Genomic DNA, 16,064 nt, shown 5'->3' with positions numbered 1-16,064 from the left:
GTTCCAGTTCGTCCGAAGAATCCCGACAAGGTTGCGACTGGGCCGATCGGATCTGCTGCTGCTCGCCGGCGGTCTGCTGCTCCCGAACATCCTGGCCCTGACCGCCAGCACCGTCGCCGGGGTGCCGGCACGGACCAGCGCCATCGCGCTCTACGCGGCGGTCGCCCTGCTGGGCGGGCGGATGCGCGGCTGGATCCTGGCTCTGCTCGGCCTCGCGACGGTCCTGTTCGACGTTATCGAGGTCGTCGGCCGGATGTTCTTCCTCGGCTTCGAGGCGACCTGGCGGGCGCTCGACCCGGGCGTCCTGGCCTCGCTCCTCGCGACCCCGGCCTACGCGGCCGGCGCGGTGTCCGCAGCCTCCATCAACCTCGCCTACCTGGCGTTCCTGGTGCGGGCGGGGCCGGCGATGCGCCGGGGCAGCCGCGCGGTCTTCGCCGCGGCGGCAGCCGCGCTGATGATCGGCGACGGGCTCGCCAACGGCACCACGGCCTACGATTTCGGCGCGCTGGCGAGCCTCGGCCATCCGTTCGAATCGGCGAGCCTCGCCTCCGGCTTCGACGCCCTGCCCGACCGGGCGCATCCACCCCGCCGCGTCGTGATGGTGGTGGTCGAGAGCCTGGGCCTCCTGCGCGACCCGGCTGAGCGGGCGATCCTCGCCGCGCCGTTCGAGGCTCCGGACCTGCGCCGGCTCTACACCGTCGCCACCGGCACCACCGCCTTCTTCGGCGCGACGGCGTCGGGAGAGATGCGCGAGCTGTGCGGCACCTACCGCACCTACGACGAGGCTTTCCTGCGCGACGCCCCTTCCTGCCTGCCCGAGCGGTTCGCGGCCCGCGGCTACCGCACGGTCTCGCTGCACGGCTTCCATGCCGGCTTCTACCACCGGGCACGCTGGTACCCGCAAGCCGGCTTCCAGCACAGCCTCTTCGCCGAGGCGCTGGAGCCCCGCTTTCCCCATCCCTGCGGCGGCCCCTTCCCGGGTGCCTGCGACACCGACGTGGCGCAGGCGATGGCGGTCGAGATGGCGGCCCCGGGGCCGGCCTTCGTCTACTGGCTCACCCTGTCCTCGCACGTCCCGGTGGCGCCCGGCACGGGCACGCCGCGCCAGCATTGCGGCGAGCCGGAGAGCCGATTCGCCGACCGGGAGGTCTGCGCCATGGTCGAGGTGTGGCAGGACGTGTTCGAGGCGGTCGCCCGCCTCGCGGTGGCCCATCCCGGGACCGAGATCCTGCTCGTCGGCGACCACGCCCCGCCGCTGTGGCGCAGGAGCGCCCGCGACGCCTTCGCGCCCGGCCGGGTGCCGTGGATCCGCCTGTCGCCGATCCCGGTCGCCGCCACGGGTATGGCCGCGGCCAAACCCTGAACGCGAGAAGGGCGGCGGAGCCGTGAGGCTCCGCCGCCCTTCGAGGAACGGTCGCTCGTCGCCGAAAGGCGCGAGGATCAGAAGCTCAGCGCCACCTTGGCCTCGCGCAGCTGCGCGATCTGGCCTTCGATCTCGATCTTGCGGTCGTAATCGTCGGTGGCGTCGTAGAGGAGCTCGGCCGCCGCGATGTCGGCATCGATGATCGCCGGCGTCAGCTCCTCGAGCGGGGTGGCGCGCTCCGCGATCACGGTGAGCGAGGTCGCGTTGATCTCGGCGAAGCCCCCGCGCACCAGCACCCGCTTGCCCTTCTGCGGGCTCTCGGTGATCACCAGCATGCCGGTCTTGAGGGTGGTGAGCACGGGCGCATGCCCGGGCAGCACCGTCATCTCGCCCTCGGAACCCGGAAGCTGCACGGCATCGACCGCGCCGGAATACAGGATCCGCTCGGGGCCGACGAGGTCGAACTGGAAGGTGGCCATGGGGTCAGGTCGTTTCCGGTTTCGTCAGACGCGCGCGAAAGGGCCCGGCGTTCAAGCCGGGCCCGTCTTATCGCTGCCGATCAGGCCGCGGCGGCGAGGCGCTGGGCCTTCTCCTTGGCCTCCTCGATCGAGCCGACCATGTAGAAGGCGGCCTCGGGGAGGTTGTCGTACTCGCCGTCCACCAGGCCCTTGAAGCCCTTGATGGTGTCCTCGAGCGCCACGAGCTTGCCCGGCGAGCCGGTGAAGATCTCGGCGACGTGGAACGGCTGGCTCAGGAAGCGCTCGATCTTGCGGGCGCGGGCCACCGTGAGCTTGTCCTCCTCGGACAGCTCGTCCATGCCCAGGATCGCGATGATGTCCTGGAGCGCCTTGTAGCGCTGCAGCACCTGCTGGACGCGGCGGGCGACGGTGTAGTGCTCCTCGCCGAGAATCGCCGGCGACAGCATGCGCGAGGTCGAGTCGAGCGGGTCCACCGCCGGGTAGATGCCCTTCTCGGCGATCGAGCGCGACAGCACGGTCGTGGCGTCGAGGTGGGCGAACGAGGCGGCGGGCGCCGGGTCGGTCAGGTCGTCGGCCGGCACGTAGATCGCCTGCACCGAGGTGATCGAGCCCTTGGTGGTGGTGGTGATGCGCTCCTGCAGGGCGCCCATGTCGGTGGCGAGCGTCGGCTGGTAGCCCACCGCCGACGGGATGCGGCCGAGCAGCGCCGACACCTCGGAGCCCGCCTGCGTGAAGCGGAAGATGTTGTCGACGAAGAACAGCACGTCCTGGCCCTCGTCGCGGAAGTGCTCGGCGACGGTGAGGCCGGTCAGCGCGACGCGGGCACGGGCGCCCGGGGGCTCGTTCATCTGGCCGTAGACCAGGGCGCACTTGGAGCCTTCCGCGGAGCCGTGCTCCTTGGGGTCCATGTTCACCTTGGACTCGATCATCTCGTGGTAGAGATCGTTGCCCTCGCGGGTCCGCTCACCGACGCCCGCGAACACCGAGTAGCCCGAGTGGGCCTTCGCGATGTTGTTGATGAGCTCCATGATGAGCACGGTCTTGCCCACGCCGGCGCCGCCGAACAGGCCGATCTTGCCGCCCTTGGCGTAGGGGGCGAGCAGGTCCACCACCTTGATGCCGGTGACGAGGATCTGGGCCTCGGTCGACTGCTCGGCGTAGGACGGGGCCGGCTGGTGGATGGCGCGGAGCGACTCGGTCTTGATCTCGCCGGCCTCGTCGATCGGCTCGCCGATGACGTTCATGATGCGGCCGAGCGTGTTGGCGCCGACGGGCACGCGGATCGGCGAGCCGGTGTCGGTGACCTCCTGGCCGCGGACCAGGCCCTCGGAGGTGTCCATGGCGATGCAGCGGACGGTGTTCTCGCCGAGCTGCATGGCGACCTCGAGGACGAGGCGGTTGCCGTTGTTCTTGGTCTCGAGGGCGTTCAGGATCTCGGGCAGGTGACCCTGAAACTGCACGTCGACGACGGCGCCGATGACCTGGGTGATGTGGCCGGTGTTGGTCGAGCCGGCGACGGGGGTGGCAGTGTTCGCCATGATGCTAATCCCTGATTGCGTGCGGTCAGAGCGCCTCGGCGCCCGAGATGATCTCGATCAGCTCCTTGGTGATCATCGCCTGGCGCGTCCGGTTGTAGATCAAGGTCTGCTTCTTGATCATCTCGCCGGCGTTGCGCGTGGCGCTGTCCATGGCGCCCATGCGCGCGCCCTGCTCGGAGGCGGCGTTTTCCAGGAGCGCCCGAAGGATCTGAACGGTGAGGTTCTTCGGGAGAAGGGCGGCGAGGATCTCGCCCTCGCCGGGCTCGTACTCGTAGACCGCGTCGGAGGAGACCGCGGGGGCGGCGTCCGTCGGGGCGATGTCGGCCGGGATGATCTGCTGCGCCGTCGGGATCTGGGCGATCACCGAGCGGAAGCGCGAGTAGAACAGGGTCGCGACGTCGAACTCGCCCGCGTCGTAGCGGCCGAGCAGGTTGCGGGCGATGCCTTCCGCGTTCTCGAAGCCGAGCTGGCGCACGCCGCGCAGCTCGATCAGCTCGACGATCTGGTCGCGGAACTCGCGACGCAGGACGTCGTAGCCCTTCTTGCCGACGCAGATGATCTTGACCGTCTTGCCCTGCGCCATCAGGCGCCGGGCATGGTCACGGGCGAGCCGCGAGATCGAGGAGTTGAACGCGCCGCACAGGCCCCGCTCCGCCGTGCAGACGACGAGCAGGTGGGTGCGGTCCTGGCCGGTGCCGGAGAGCAGCCGGGGCGTCTCCGCCCCGGGCGTCAGGTTGGAGGCGAGGTTGCCGAGCACCTGCGCCATGCGCTCGGCGTAGGGCCGCGCGCTCTCCGCCGCCATCTGCGCGCGGCGCAGCTTGGCGGCGGCGACCATCTGCATCGCCTTGGTGATCTTCTGGGTCGCCTTCACCGAGGTGATGCGATTGCGCAGGTCCTTCAGACTCGCCATCGGAGGGTCCTTTGGTGTCGAGCCGGAGGCTTACTGGAAGGACTTGGCGAAGGACTCGACCACGCCCTTGAGCTTGGCGCCGCTGTCGGCCGACAGCTCCTTGGAGGAGCGGATCGTGTCGAGCAGGTCGGCGTGGCGGGTGCGCAGGGTCGAGAGCAGGCCGTCCTCGAAGGCACGGACCCGGTTGACCGGGATCGTGTCGAGGTAGCCGTTGACGCCGGCGTAGATCACCGCGACCTGCTCTTCCATCTTCAGCGGCGAGAATTGCGGCTGCTTCAGGAGCTCGGTCAGGCGGGCGCCGCGGTTGAGCAGCTTCTGGGTCGAGGCGTCGAGGTCCGAGCCGAACTGGGCGAAGGCCGCCATCTCGCGGTACTGCGCCAGCTCGCCCTTGATCTTGCCGGCGACCGACTTCATCGCCTTGGTCTGGGCGGCGGAGCCGACGCGCGACACCGAGAGGCCGACGTTCACCGCCGGGCGCACGCCCTGGTAGAACAGATCGGTCTCGAGGAAGATCTGGCCGTCGGTGATCGAGATCACGTTGGTCGGGATGTAGGCCGAGACGTCGTTGGCCTGGGTCTCGATGACCGGCAGCGCGGTCAGCGAGCCGTTGCCGGCGGCGTCGCCCATCTTGGCGGCGCGCTCGAGCAGGCGGGAGTGCAGGTAGAACACGTCGCCCGGATAGGCCTCGCGGCCCGGCGGGCGGCGCAGCAGCAGCGACATCTGGCGGTAGGCCACGGCCTGCTTCGACAGGTCGTCGTACACGATCACGGCGTGCATGCCGTTGTCGCGGAAGTACTCGCCCATGGCGCAGCCGGCGAAGGGCGCCAGGAACTGCATCGGGGCGGCGTCCGAGGCGGTGGCGGCGATGACGATGGAGTATTCCATCGCGCCGTTATCCTCGAGCACCTTCACGAACTGCGCGACGGTGGAGCGCTTCTGGCCGACCGCGACGTAGACGCAGTACAGCTTGGCCTTCTCGTCGGTGCCGGCATGGGCCGGCTTCTGGTTCAGGATGGTGTCGAGGGCGACCGCGGTCTTGCCGGTCTGGCGGTCGCCGATGATCAGCTCGCGCTGGCCGCGGCCGATCGGGATCAGGGCGTCGATCGCCTTGAGGCCGGTCGCCATCGGCTCGTGCACCGACTTGCGCGGGATGATGCCCGGGGCCTTCACGTCGACCCGGCTGCGCTTCTCGGCGACGATCGGGCCCTTGCCGTCGATCGGGTTGCCGAGCGCGTCGACGACGCGGCCGAGCAGGCCCTTGCCGACCGGCACGTCCACGATGGCGCCGGTGCGCTTGACGGTCTGGCCTTCCTTGATCTCGCGGTCGGAGCCGAAGATCACGACGCCGACGTTGTCCTGCTCGAGGTTCAGGGCCATGCCGCGCACGCCCGACTCGAACTCGACCATCTCGCCGGCCTGGACGTTGTCGAGGCCGTAGACGCGGGCGATGCCGTCGCCGACCGACAGGACCTGACCGACCTCGGTGACCTCGGCCTCCTGGCCGAAGTTCTTGATCTGCTCCTTCAGGATGGCGGAGATCTCGGCGGCACGGATGTCCATCTGGACCTTCCCTCGTTCGTTCGTGTCGGGCGTTGTTCTGGAGGCGGCGGGTGCGGCGGGGCCCTTAGCGGGCGCCCTGCATCGCCAGGCGGATGCTGTTGAGCTTGGTGCGCAGGGAGGCGTCGACCATGCGCGAGCCGAGCTTGACGACGATGCCGCCGATCAGGCTCGGGTCGATGCGGAGGTCGAGGTCGATCTCGGCCTTCGCGACGTCCTTGAGCGACGCCTTGATGTCCTGGAGCACCGCGTCGGAGGGCTTCTCGGCGAGCCGCACCTCGGCGCGGACGATGCCCTTCGATTCGCGTACCAGCTCGCGGTAGGCGCGGATCATGTTGGGGAGGGCGAACAGCCGGCGGTTGGCGGCCGAGAGGCGGATGAAGTTGGCGGCCAACCCCTGGATGCCGGACTTGGCCAGCACCGCGTCGATCGCCTTGACCTGGTCCTCGGCCGAGAAGGCCGGGCTGCGCACCAGGCGCCGCAGGTCGTCGCTCTCGGTCAGCAGGGCGTCGAACCGGTCCAGCCCCTCCGCCACCGCGTCGACGGCCCGCTCGTCGCGGGCGAGCTCGAACAACGCCGAGGCGTACCGCCCGGCGACGCCCGCCAGGGGAGAACCCGATTCCGATGCGTTCTGAGCCACCAGCGCTCTCTCTTCATGTCCTGGCCCGACGGGTCCGGCCGCATCGCGCCGGCCTGAAAAGGAGCGGCGGCGGCGCGCGGCCCGTCGATGATGGGAAAGGCTCCGGCGCGAGAAGACTGCCCCCTCCCCCGGCGCGGCGCCGGCCTAGCATGGGTTTTCGGGGGGCGCAAGGCGAGCGCGGGCGTGCGCCAATCGCGAGGCGGGCCCTGGATTTAATCCGGTCCGGGGGCCTTCCGCGCGTCATCGCGGGCCTCACCCGGGGCGCGCCTTCGACGTTGGTCGGATGGCACGCGCGAAAACCCGCCGGCGCCGCGCCGTGCAAGGCCGCGCCGGCACCGGGGCGGACGGGCGAGGTTTCGTGATGGTTTCCGAAAAATTTCGGGCCGCGCCGGTCCGGGAGGCCGGGGCGGTCCGGGAAGTCAGCTCGCGCAGGCGATCTCGTCGCACTCGGCCACCGCGGCCAGCACCCGGGCGAGGCTCTTCGGTCCCGGATAGCCGAGCAAGGCCGCGGTGCCGACGACGTAGGACGGGGTGGCGTGCAGGCCGAGATTCGCGGCGAGCCGCATCTGGCTTTTCAAGGCCTCGCGCACCTCGTCGGAATCCGCCGCCTGCTCGATCGCCGCCCGGTCGTGGCCGAGGCGGGCCGCCGCCTCGAGCGCCCGCGTCCCGTCGATCCGCCCGGCGGTGCCGGGCCCGAGGAGGGCGGCGTAGAGCCCCGCGGTCGCCGCCGAGCCGCCGGCTCGCTGCACGGCCAGCGCCACCTTGGCGGCCTGGGCCGACTGCACCGACAGGATCGGATTGTTGATCAGCCCGATGCGCAGGTCCGGATTGGCCCTGACGAGATCGTCGAGGTCGCGCGCCGCCGCCCGGCACCAGGGGCAGTTGTAGTCGAAGAACTCGAAGAGGGTGACCGAGGCCTCGCGCGGCCCGATCCAGGTCACGCCGCGCAGCCGCCCGATCTCGGAGACGAGCTCGCCCGGCAGGCGGGTGTTGGGCAGCGGCTGGCCGTTGTCGCCGGTGATCGCACGCCACTGGCCGTCGGCCTGCGCCCGCGCCTCCGGGGCGAGGGCGGGGAGCGCCGCCAGGGAGGCGGCGATCAGGGTACGGCGGGAAAGCGGCATGGGAGTCCTCGGGGGATCCTGGGCGGGCCTCGGGAGCCCGGGTCCGGCACGCGACGGGCTGTCGTTACCCCGAAGGTCTAGCTCGGCCATTTTGGCCGGATGATGGCCTCACGCCCGCGCCGCCAGCGCCTCCACCACGGCCGCCTCCAGCGCCTGCGGCGTCACCCGGGGGGCGAAGCGGGCGATCACCCGACCGTCGCGCCCGACCAGGAACTTGGTGAAGTTCCACTTGATCGCCCGGGTGCCGAGGAGCCCGGGCTTCGCCTGCTTGAGATGGGCGAAGAGCGGCTCGGCCCCGGGCCCGTTCACCGCGACCTTGGCGAGGAGCGGGAAGGTCACGTCGTAGGTCGTCGTGCAGAACCGGGCGATCTCCGCCGCATCGCCCGGCTCCTGGGCGCCGAACTGGTTGCAGGGAAAGCCCAGCACCACGAGGCCGGCATCGCGGTGGCGCCGCCACAGCGCCTCCAGCCCGGCATAATGCGGGGTGAAGCCGCAGGCCGAGGCGGTGTTGGCGACGAGCAGCACCTTCCCGCGGTACTGCGCCAGCGGGTGGGGCGTGCCGTCCGGGGCGGCGGGGGCGAAGTCGTGGACGGTGGTCATCGCCGCCTTATGCCCCAGTCCGCCGCCCTTCGTCTCGCGCGGAGGCGGACACGGGAACGGCAGCCCGCGTTCCGGCCCAAGGTTGGCCGATCCGCGGCATCGCGGATCGCTGCCCGTCCGGCGGACCGGCTGCGACGCGCCTCCCTCGGCGGGCATGGCCCTGCGAGGGAGGCTGCGGGCCCGAGGGGCGTCTACGCCCCCACCCTCCCCCCGCCCCGCTTCGTGATCGCTACCACCGCCGGGCGCGGCGGCAGGGCGGGGTCGAAGTCCGGCCAGCGGGTCGCCGGGTTCTCGAAGGTGGCGGGCACGGCGTTCGGATCCTCCTCGTCGGCCTCGCCGGGATGCTGCACGGCGACGAAGAAGGTGGTGTCGTCGGGGGTGAAGTAGGGGCCGCACATCTCGGCCCCCATCGGCACCTGGAAGAAGTGCTTGGCGGTGCCGCGGCGGGCGCCTTCCGTCTCCATCGCCCAGATGCCGTCGGCCCGGCCGGTCTTCGACGGCGAGTTGCCGTCCGTGGCGACCCAGAGTCGGCCCGCTCCGTCGACCGCGCAATTGTCCGGCATGCCGAACCAGCCGTCCTTCGTCGTCGCCGACGAGAAGGTGGCGCCGACCGCCGCGACCGACGGGTCGCCGCAGCGCACCAGCACCTCCCAGGCGAAGGCGTCGGCCGCGAAGTCGCCGCCCTCGGGCGAGAGCTCGACGATGTGGCCGAAGCGGTTGTCGGGCCGCGGGTTCGCCGCATCGACCTGGTCGGCCTTGCGACGCGTGTTGTTGGTCAGCATCACGTAGATCTTGCCGGTCTTGGCGTTGGCCTCGACGTCCTCCGGCCGGTCCATCTTGGTGGCTCCGAGGAGGTCGGCGGCCCGGCGGGTCTCGACCAGCACGTCGGCCTGGTCGCGAAACCCGTTCTCCGGCGTCAGCGGCCCCTGCCCGAACACGATCGGCAGCCAGGTCCCGCGGCCATCCGCGTCGAAGCTGGCGACCGACAGCGTGCCGTGGTCGAGGAGGTCGCGGTTGGCCGCCCGGTCGGCGGTGTTCACCGGGTCCCCGGTGACGAAGCGGTAGACGTAGTCGAAGCGCTCGTCGTCGCCCTGGAACACGACGTAGCGGCCGTCGCGCGCCATCGCGCCCGCCGCGCCCTCGTGCTTGAAGCGGCCCATGGCAGTGCGCTTCACCGGCACGCTCGTCGGATCGAACGGGTCGATCTCGACCACCCAGCCGAAGCGGTTCGGCTCGTTGGGCTCCTTGGCCAGGTCGAAGCGCTCGTGGAAGCGGGCCCAGCCGTAGAGGTTGCCCGGCATGCCGAGGCGCTTGTGGTTGCGGGCCTCCGGCGAACCCTCGGCCAGGCGGCCCTGGAAGTAGTAGTTAACGTTCTCCTCGCAGGTCAGCCAGGTGCCCCACGGGGTCACGCCGCCGGCGCAGTTGTTGAGCATGCCCAGCACCTGGGTGCCGTCCGGGTCGGCGCCCGTGCGCAGGCGGGGCGAGCCGGCGGCGGGGCCGGCGATCCGCATCGGGGTCGTCGCGGTGATGCGGCGGGCGTACCGGGAATCCGGCACCACGCGCCAGCGCCCGTCCTCGCGCTTGACCTCGATCACCGAGCCGCCATGGGCCGCCATCTCGATGTCGACGAGATCGCGGTTCATGCCCGCGAAGGCCGCCTTGCCGTCCTGCCGGCCGAGGCCGGGGAACATCAGCTCCTCGTTGGTGTATTCGTGATTGACGACGAGGAGGCCGTGGCCGGCCGGGTCGCTCGCGCCGGGTAGCGGGAAGAAGCCCAGGAAGTCGTTGTTGTAGCCGAATTGCTGCGCCTGCGCGGCGGCGCTCTGCTTGTGCGGGTCGAAGGCCGGCGCGCCCGGCAGGACCGGGTCGCCCCAGCGGATCAGCACCTCGGCGTCGTGGCCCTCCGCCACATGGTGGCGCTCGTCGGCGCCGGCCGGCAGCTCGCGGAACGGGAATGTCTCCGGTGTCGCCGCCGCGACGGCCCGGGGCGCGAGCGTCGCCGAGATCGCCGAGACGGCCAGACTCGCGGCCAGGCCCCCGCGCAGGATCTCGCGCCGGTCGAAGCGCCGGGCCACGACCTCGCCGAGGGTCGGGTTCGGGCTCGGGTTGGAGCCGGCATCCTCGGCCGCCTCGGCCTGCTGCGAACGGTTCAGCGACGGCTGCGTCATCGGGTCCCCTCGGCGCTCCCTGTCATGCGACCCGGGAGCTTACCCGGCGGACCATGGCGGCGGGATGACGGCGCTCGTCGATGCGTCCGCGGCCGGGCGGGCGGGCCTCAGGGCAGCAGGTGCGCGTCCAGCCAGGGCCGCGGGGTCGGGTCGGGCAGGCTGTGGGCGATCCAGTCGATCACCGCGTCCGGGGTATCGAAGAGCGGCGCGCGGGCGAGGCCCCGGCAGGGCCCGTAGGTCTCGGCCACGCGCCACTTGTGGCGGTGCTCCGGCGCGGCGGTGACGGGCTGGAGGCGCACCAGCAACGAGACCGGCTGATCGCCGAGAGAGATCAGGCAGGTGTCCTGGTCCGCCCCGTCGCGGTTCATGCGGGCATGGCGCTGGGTCAGCGTGCCGGACGGTCTCGCCTGGGTGCGTCTGCCGAACATCCCGCTCCTCTCGTCTCCGCCCCATGAACTAACACGACGTGTTAAGAAGTCCCGAAACAGATGGCGACAATCCAATCCATCATCGATAAATTGATGCAAACGACCTGCGGCACCACGCTGAAATGATTCGATACTCGATCATTACAACCGTAAATTAGTTAAATAACAGAAAATATTTCTCGCTTGATTGAGCGTGGCATGTTTCGGTGGGGCGCTCAAGTGGATCGCCCGCGCGATGGACTGTCCGCCGGGAAACGCCTGCTGCCGCGCCCCGGCCTCGATTGCCGGCCCCGGGCCCGGCGCGGGGAGGCGCGCTCCTCGAAACCTGCTAGAGCGCTTCACGATCGCGTTGCAATCGCGAAGCTCTCTAGGTTTTTGATTTTGCCGCATTTTCGTCGACGAACCGGCATCCACTTCGTCGGAAAATGCTCTAGACCCCCGTCCGGGCACCGGAAGACCGGGCCGTCGGGAGGAGCGCGGACGCGATGGACGACGAGACGTTTCGGGCCTGGGCGCACAGGGCCGCCGACTGGTCGGTGGATTACCTCGAAGGCGTCGGCGAGCGGCCGGTGCGGGCGCAGGTGGCCCCCGGCGAGATCTTCCGCCAGCTGCCCGAGACCCCGCCCGCCGCGGGCGAGCCGATGGAGCGGATCTTTTCCGATCTCGACCGGGTGGTGATGCCGGGCATGACCCATTGGCAGCACCCGCGCTTCTTCGCCTACTTCCCGGCCAATGCCAGCCCGCCCTCCCTGGTGGCGGAGTTCGTCACCGCGGCGCTCGCCGCGCAATGCATGCTCTGGCAGACCTCGCCGGCCGCGACCGAGCTCGAGACCCGGGTGATGGACTGGCTGCGCCAGATGATCGGCCTGCCGGAAGCCTTTTCCGGCGTGATCCAGGATTCGGCCTCGGGCGCGACGCTCGCCGCCCTCCTCACCGCGCGCGAGCGGGCGCTCGGCTTCACCGGCAACGCGAGCGGCCTCGCGGGCGGACCGGCCCTGCGGGTCTACGCCTCGCAGCAGGTCCATTCCTCCGTCGACAAGGCGGTGCGCATCGCCGGCATCGGCGACGCCAACCTGGTGCGGATCCCCGTGACCGGCCCGCTCCACGGCATGGACCCGGACGCCCTCGACGCGGCAATCCGGGCCGACCGGGAGGCCGGGCGGGTGCCGGCCGCCATCGTCGCGTGCCTGGGCGGCACCGGCATCGGCGCCTGCGACCCGATCGAGGCGGTCGCCGCGGTGGCACAGCGGCACGGGGTGTTCCTCCACGTCGATGCCGCCTGGGCCGGCAGCGCGATGATCTGTCCCGAGTTCCGCGACCTGATGCGCGGCGCCGAGCTCGCCGACAGCCTGGTGTTCAACCCGCACAAGTGGCTGTTCACCCATTTCGACTGCTCGGCCCATTTCGTCCGCGACCCGAAGGCGCTGACCGACACGCTGGGCCTGCGCCCCGCCTACCTGCGCACGCTCGGGCGCGACGGCGTCGTCGACTACAACGAGTGGTCGATCCCGCTGGGGCGCCGCTTCCGGGCCCTGAAGCTGTGGTTCGTGATCCGCTCCTACGGCGTCGAGACGCTGCGGGAGATGATCCGCGCCCACGTCGCCTGGGCGCGGGAACTCGCCGGGATCATCGACGCCGACCCGGATTTCGAGCTGACCTCGGCGCCGGTCCTGTCCCTGTTCAGCTTCCGCTACGCCCCTGCCGGTGCCGGCACCGGTGCCGGTGCTGGCACCGGTGCTGGTGCGGACGACCTCGACGCGCTGAACGCCCGGCTTCTGGAGCGGATCAACGACGACGGCCGCACCTACCTGACCCAGACCCGCCACGAGGACCGCTTCGTCCTCCGCTTCCAGGTCGGCCAGACCAATACGACGCGGGCGGACGTGATGACGGCGTGGGACGCGATCCGGGAGATCGCCGCGGGGTTGCGGGTGGGGTGAACTGAAGGCCAGAGCATCACGATGCGGATAGCTCCCTGCTCGTTCCGGAGTGTCCGCAGACCTCGGCCCTGATCTGCGCGAAGGCCTCCTCCAGGAACGGGGCGGCGCTCCGGTCGCCGCCGGCCTGGATCCAGGCCTCGATCGCCAGCCGCATCGCGCCGAGGGAGACCATCGCGACGAGGCGCAAGGCCTGGCTGCGGGCGGGGTCCGGCCAGCGCTCGACGAGGGCCTCGTGCAAGGCCCGCTCGTGCAGGCCGTAGGTCGCCTGCTTGCGTGCCTGCAGGGTCTCGTTCGCGCGCAGCACCCGGTCGATGCTGATGAATTCCTGGGTGCGGATGCCCGCCACCAGGTGCAGCATGGCGCCCCGGACGACGTCGACCGGCGCCGCGTCGGGCTGGGCCAGCACCGCCTCGCGCAGCTGCGCGCCGAAACCCCGCATCTGCCAGTCCAGCAGGATCTCTTCCTTCGACCGGAAGTAGGAGAAGAACGTCCGACGCGAGATGCCGGCGGCCTCCGCGATGGCGTCGAGCGTCGTCGCCTCGTAGCCGCGCTCGCCGAACAGCCGCAGGCCGGTCTCGGCGATCCGCCGCAGCGTCTCCTGGCGCTTGCGCGCGCGCAGGCTCACGGGCTGTCCAGACTCGCTCTCCATGCGGCCTTCTCGCACGACGCTCCCCCCTTGAAAAGTTGCACCCGGTGCAGTAATAAATTTGCACTGAGTGCGATCATGCACTCGGTGAAAGGGAGTCGCGACCATGTCGGGCTGGACGCTGGCCGATCTGCCGTCCCAGGCGGGACGCACCGCGATCGTCACCGGAACCGGGGGCCTCGGCCTCGAGGACGCCCTGGCGCTCGCCGGCGCCGGGGCGGAGGTGATCGTCGCCGGGCGCAACCCGGACAAGGGCGCGGCGGCGCTCGCCCGCATCCGGCAGGCGGTGCCGGAGGCGCGGGTCGCGTTCGAGCCCCTCGACCTCGCGAGCCTCGCCTCGGTCGCCACCTTCGCCGAGCGGATGGCGGGAAGAAGCGACCGGATCGACCTCCTGATCAACAACGCCGCCGTGATGGCCCCGCCGACGCGGCAGGTCTCCGCCGACGGCCACGAGCTGCAATTCGCCACCAACCATCTCGGCCACTTCGCCCTCGCCGCGCGCCTGCTGCCGCTGCTGCGCCGGGCCGGCGCCCCGCGGGTCGTATCGCTGTCGAGCGTCGCGGCCCGCAGCGGGCGCATCGCCTTCGACGACCTCCAGTCGGAGCGCGCCTACCGGCCGATGGCGGTCTACAGCCAGTCGAAGCTCGCCTGCCTGATGTTCGCCCTCGAACTCCAGCGCCGCAGCGATGCCGGGGGATGGGGCCTTGCCAGCCTCGCCGCCCATCCGGGCATCGCCCGCACCGATCTGCTGCCGAACGGCGCCGGCGCCCGCAGCGTCGGCGGGCTGGCGCGGAGCCTCCTGTGGTTCCTGTTCCAGCCCGTCGCGCAGGGCGCGCTGCCGACCCTCTACGCCGCGGCCGCGCCGGCGGCGAAAGCGGGCGGCTATTACGGCCCGATCCGCCTCGGCGAGACCCGCGGCGCGCCCGGCCCCGCGCGGATCCCCTCCCAGGCGCTGGACGAGGCGGCGGCCGCGCGGCTGTGGGAGATATCCGAGCGCCTCGCCGGCGTGAGCTTCCCGGAGGTCCGATGACGCCGATCCTCGCCCGGATGGTCAGCGCAGGGCTGGTCGCCTCCGCATCTCTCGTGAACCTCCCGCCCTGTACCGCGAAGGCGGCCGATCGCGCAGAGCGCTCCGTCGCCGTGGGCGAGGCAGGGCCCGTCCACCTCGCAGGCGACGCGGTGCTGCCTTTACGCGGTGCGATGCAGGACGGCAGACGGTCGCGCGGCGAGCGCGAAGACACGCCTCGTTCACCCCCGCCCCGCCCGCTCCGGCGGGCAGCGTAAAACCGCCTCCACCTCCTCGCGGGTCTTGCCGCGGACCGCGTAACCCATCGCCTCGAAGCGCTCGATCAGCGCCGGGCTGTCCTCGGTGGCGCAGGCGGCCCAGGCGGCCAACCGCTCGTTCATCGTGTGGAGTTCGGCGGACGGGTTGCGGTGCGGGGTGGACGGTTCGTTCATGGGGGCGGCCATCCTTGACGACTAGGTCGTGCCGGCGGGAAGACGCAGGGTCAACGCGCCGGCAGCCGTCATGGTTGTGTCTTAAATGCGCCGCCCTCACTCCATGGTGGGCGCCAGCTTCTTCACCCCCGGCACGTCCTCGCCGAGCCAGGCGGCGTTCTTGGCGGTGCCGTCGAAGGTGGCGCTCGTCTTGAACAGCTCGTACTTGCCCTCCAGCGCGTAGGGGCGGCTGCGGGTGAGCAGTTCCGCCACCGTCGCCTTGTCCATCGGCTTGAAGGTCTTCACCGCCTCGAAGGCCTGGTCGAGGTCGCGCTGGTTCTGAATGCCGGTGATGACCACCGAGGTCTGCAGGTTGAGCGAGAAGTGCAGGTACTCGATCGGCTTGATCGGCGCGTCGCTCTTCAGGATCACCCCGTCGCCGAAGGTCTTCATGGCGAGCGCCGCGATGCCGTTCTGGACGAGGTAGGGCAGCACGAGGTGGCCGAAGCTGCGGAAATGCGCGTCCATCACGTTGAGCGGCATCTGCACGGAGTCGAAGTGGAAGCCGCGCTCGGCCGCCACTTCGAGCATCTGCAGGTGGATGCGCGGGTCCTTGTGGCCGGTGAAGCCGATATAGCGCAGCTTGCCGGCCTTTTTGGCTTCCTGGAACGCCTCCATGGCGCCGCCCTCGGCGAAGACCCGGTCGGGATCGTCGTAGCGCAGGATCTCGTGGTGCTGCACGAGGTCGATCCGGTCGGTGCGCAGGCGGCGCAGCGACTGGTCAATCTGCTTCATCGCCTCCTGCTTGGTCCGCCCGTCCATCTTGGACATCAGGAAGACCTTGTTGCGATAGCCGTCCTGCTCGAGGGCGATGCCCATCCGCTCCTCCGAGCGGCCCTCGTTGTAGTCCCAGCAATTGTCCATGAAGGTGATGCCGCGGTCGACGCCCTCGTGGATCAGCCGCGTCGCCTCGGCATCGGTCACCGCGGACTTGCCGAGGTGGAAGCCGCCCATGCCGATCGCCGAGATCTTCTCGCCGGTGCGGCCGAAGGGCCGGTAGAGCATCTCGCCCCGGCGCTCGCCGGGATCGGTGACGAGCGGCAGGTCGGCGGGGTCGTTGGGCCGCGTGGTGGGCAACGGGGCGGGCGGGGCGTTCACGGCCGCCCCCGCGGAGCCGGAGACCGCGAGACCGGCCCCGAGGGCCGCACCCTGCAGGAAGCTGCGACGTTCCATGGCG

Annotated in this window: 15 protein-coding genes; 3 read left to right on the top strand and 12 right to left on the bottom strand. The window is 70.9% G+C overall.

The features are described 5' to 3' along the window. Positions 1-31: 31 nt before the first annotated feature. Positions 32-1,363 (top strand): sulfatase-like hydrolase/transferase, encoded by a 1,332-nt coding sequence (locus V3T34_RS14360; protein ID WP_305079026.1) that lies wholly within the window; start codon positions 32-34, stop codon positions 1,361-1,363. 77 nt (positions 1,364-1,440) lie between these two features. On the opposite strand, the gene atpC is transcribed toward V3T34_RS14360, so the two are convergent. The 9 genes from atpC to V3T34_RS14315 all read right to left on the bottom strand — a co-directional run bounded on the left by atpC (position 1,441) and on the right by V3T34_RS14315 (position 10,804). Continuing rightward, the gene (atpC, locus tag V3T34_RS14355; protein WP_060846894.1) at positions 1,441-1,842 is read right to left on the bottom strand and encodes an ATP synthase F1 subunit epsilon; all 402 of its coding nucleotides are present in this window, start codon (positions 1,840-1,842) and stop codon (positions 1,441-1,443) included. 80 nt (positions 1,843-1,922) lie between these two features. Continuing rightward, on the bottom strand, positions 1,923-3,380 hold the full coding sequence (gene atpD / locus V3T34_RS14350; RefSeq protein ID WP_060846895.1) for a F0F1 ATP synthase subunit beta: 1,458 nt from the start codon (positions 3,378-3,380) through the stop codon (positions 1,923-1,925). A 25-nt stretch (positions 3,381-3,405) separates the two neighbouring features. Next, positions 3,406-4,290, bottom strand: a complete 885-nt coding sequence (locus V3T34_RS14345) for a F0F1 ATP synthase subunit gamma (RefSeq protein ID WP_060846896.1) — start codon at positions 4,288-4,290, stop codon at positions 3,406-3,408. Positions 4,291-4,320: 30 nt separating this feature from the next. Further along, complete coding sequence (atpA, locus tag V3T34_RS14340; RefSeq protein WP_060846897.1) at positions 4,321-5,850, bottom strand: F0F1 ATP synthase subunit alpha; 1,530 nt, start codon at positions 5,848-5,850, stop codon at positions 4,321-4,323. A 64-nt stretch (positions 5,851-5,914) separates the two neighbouring features. Then, positions 5,915-6,487 carry a F0F1 ATP synthase subunit delta gene (locus tag V3T34_RS14335; RefSeq protein WP_060846898.1) on the bottom strand — a complete coding sequence of 191 codons (573 nt, stop codon included), beginning with the start codon at positions 6,485-6,487 and terminating at the stop codon, positions 5,915-5,917. 419 nt (positions 6,488-6,906) lie between these two features. Continuing rightward, positions 6,907-7,608 carry a DsbA family protein gene (locus V3T34_RS14330; RefSeq protein ID WP_060846899.1) on the bottom strand — a complete coding sequence of 234 codons (702 nt, stop codon included), beginning with the start codon at positions 7,606-7,608 and terminating at the stop codon, positions 6,907-6,909. 108 nt (positions 7,609-7,716) lie between these two features. Then, on the bottom strand, positions 7,717-8,208 hold the full coding sequence (locus V3T34_RS14325; protein ID WP_331369196.1) for a glutathione peroxidase: 492 nt from the start codon (positions 8,206-8,208) through the stop codon (positions 7,717-7,719). 191 nt (positions 8,209-8,399) lie between these two features. After that, on the bottom strand, positions 8,400-10,376 hold the full coding sequence (locus V3T34_RS14320; protein ID WP_305079028.1) for a PhoX family protein: 1,977 nt from the start codon (positions 10,374-10,376) through the stop codon (positions 8,400-8,402). A 107-nt stretch (positions 10,377-10,483) separates the two neighbouring features. Continuing rightward, entirely contained in the window at positions 10,484-10,804 is a 321-nt protein-coding gene (locus tag V3T34_RS14315; RefSeq protein ID WP_305079029.1) for a hypothetical protein, read from the bottom strand. Positions 10,805-11,289: 485 nt separating this feature from the next. On the opposite strand from V3T34_RS14315, the gene V3T34_RS14310 reads away from it, so the two are divergent. Further along, the gene (locus V3T34_RS14310) at positions 11,290-12,744 is read left to right on the top strand and encodes a pyridoxal phosphate-dependent decarboxylase family protein (RefSeq protein WP_305079030.1); all 1,455 of its coding nucleotides are present in this window, start codon (positions 11,290-11,292) and stop codon (positions 12,742-12,744) included. A 16-nt stretch (positions 12,745-12,760) separates the two neighbouring features. Here the strand turns inward: V3T34_RS14310 and V3T34_RS14305 are convergent, their stop codons facing one another. Then, positions 12,761-13,393 (bottom strand): TetR/AcrR family transcriptional regulator, encoded by a 633-nt coding sequence (locus tag V3T34_RS14305; RefSeq protein ID WP_060846904.1) that lies wholly within the window; start codon positions 13,391-13,393, stop codon positions 12,761-12,763. Between the two features lie 103 nt (positions 13,394-13,496). Here V3T34_RS14305 and V3T34_RS14300 point away from each other — a divergent pair, with 103 nt between their 5' ends. Next, positions 13,497-14,420, top strand: a complete 924-nt coding sequence (locus V3T34_RS14300; RefSeq protein ID WP_305079032.1) for an SDR family oxidoreductase — start codon at positions 13,497-13,499, stop codon at positions 14,418-14,420. A 218-nt stretch (positions 14,421-14,638) separates the two neighbouring features. On the opposite strand, the gene V3T34_RS14295 is transcribed toward V3T34_RS14300, so the two are convergent. Next, complete coding sequence (locus tag V3T34_RS14295; RefSeq protein ID WP_060846906.1) at positions 14,639-14,848, bottom strand: hypothetical protein; 210 nt, start codon at positions 14,846-14,848, stop codon at positions 14,639-14,641. A 96-nt stretch (positions 14,849-14,944) separates the two neighbouring features. Next, complete coding sequence (locus V3T34_RS14290; protein ID WP_060846907.1) at positions 14,945-16,060, bottom strand: aldo/keto reductase; 1,116 nt, start codon at positions 16,058-16,060, stop codon at positions 14,945-14,947. Between the last annotated feature and the right edge of the window lie 4 nt (positions 16,061-16,064).

This window comes from Methylobacterium ajmalii, from assembly GCF_036448855.1.
Classification (GTDB): Bacteria; Pseudomonadota; Alphaproteobacteria; order Rhizobiales; family Beijerinckiaceae; genus Methylobacterium; species Methylobacterium ajmalii.
The sequence above is the reverse complement of the archived record's forward strand: the minus strand, read 5'-3'. Positions and strand labels throughout refer to the sequence as shown.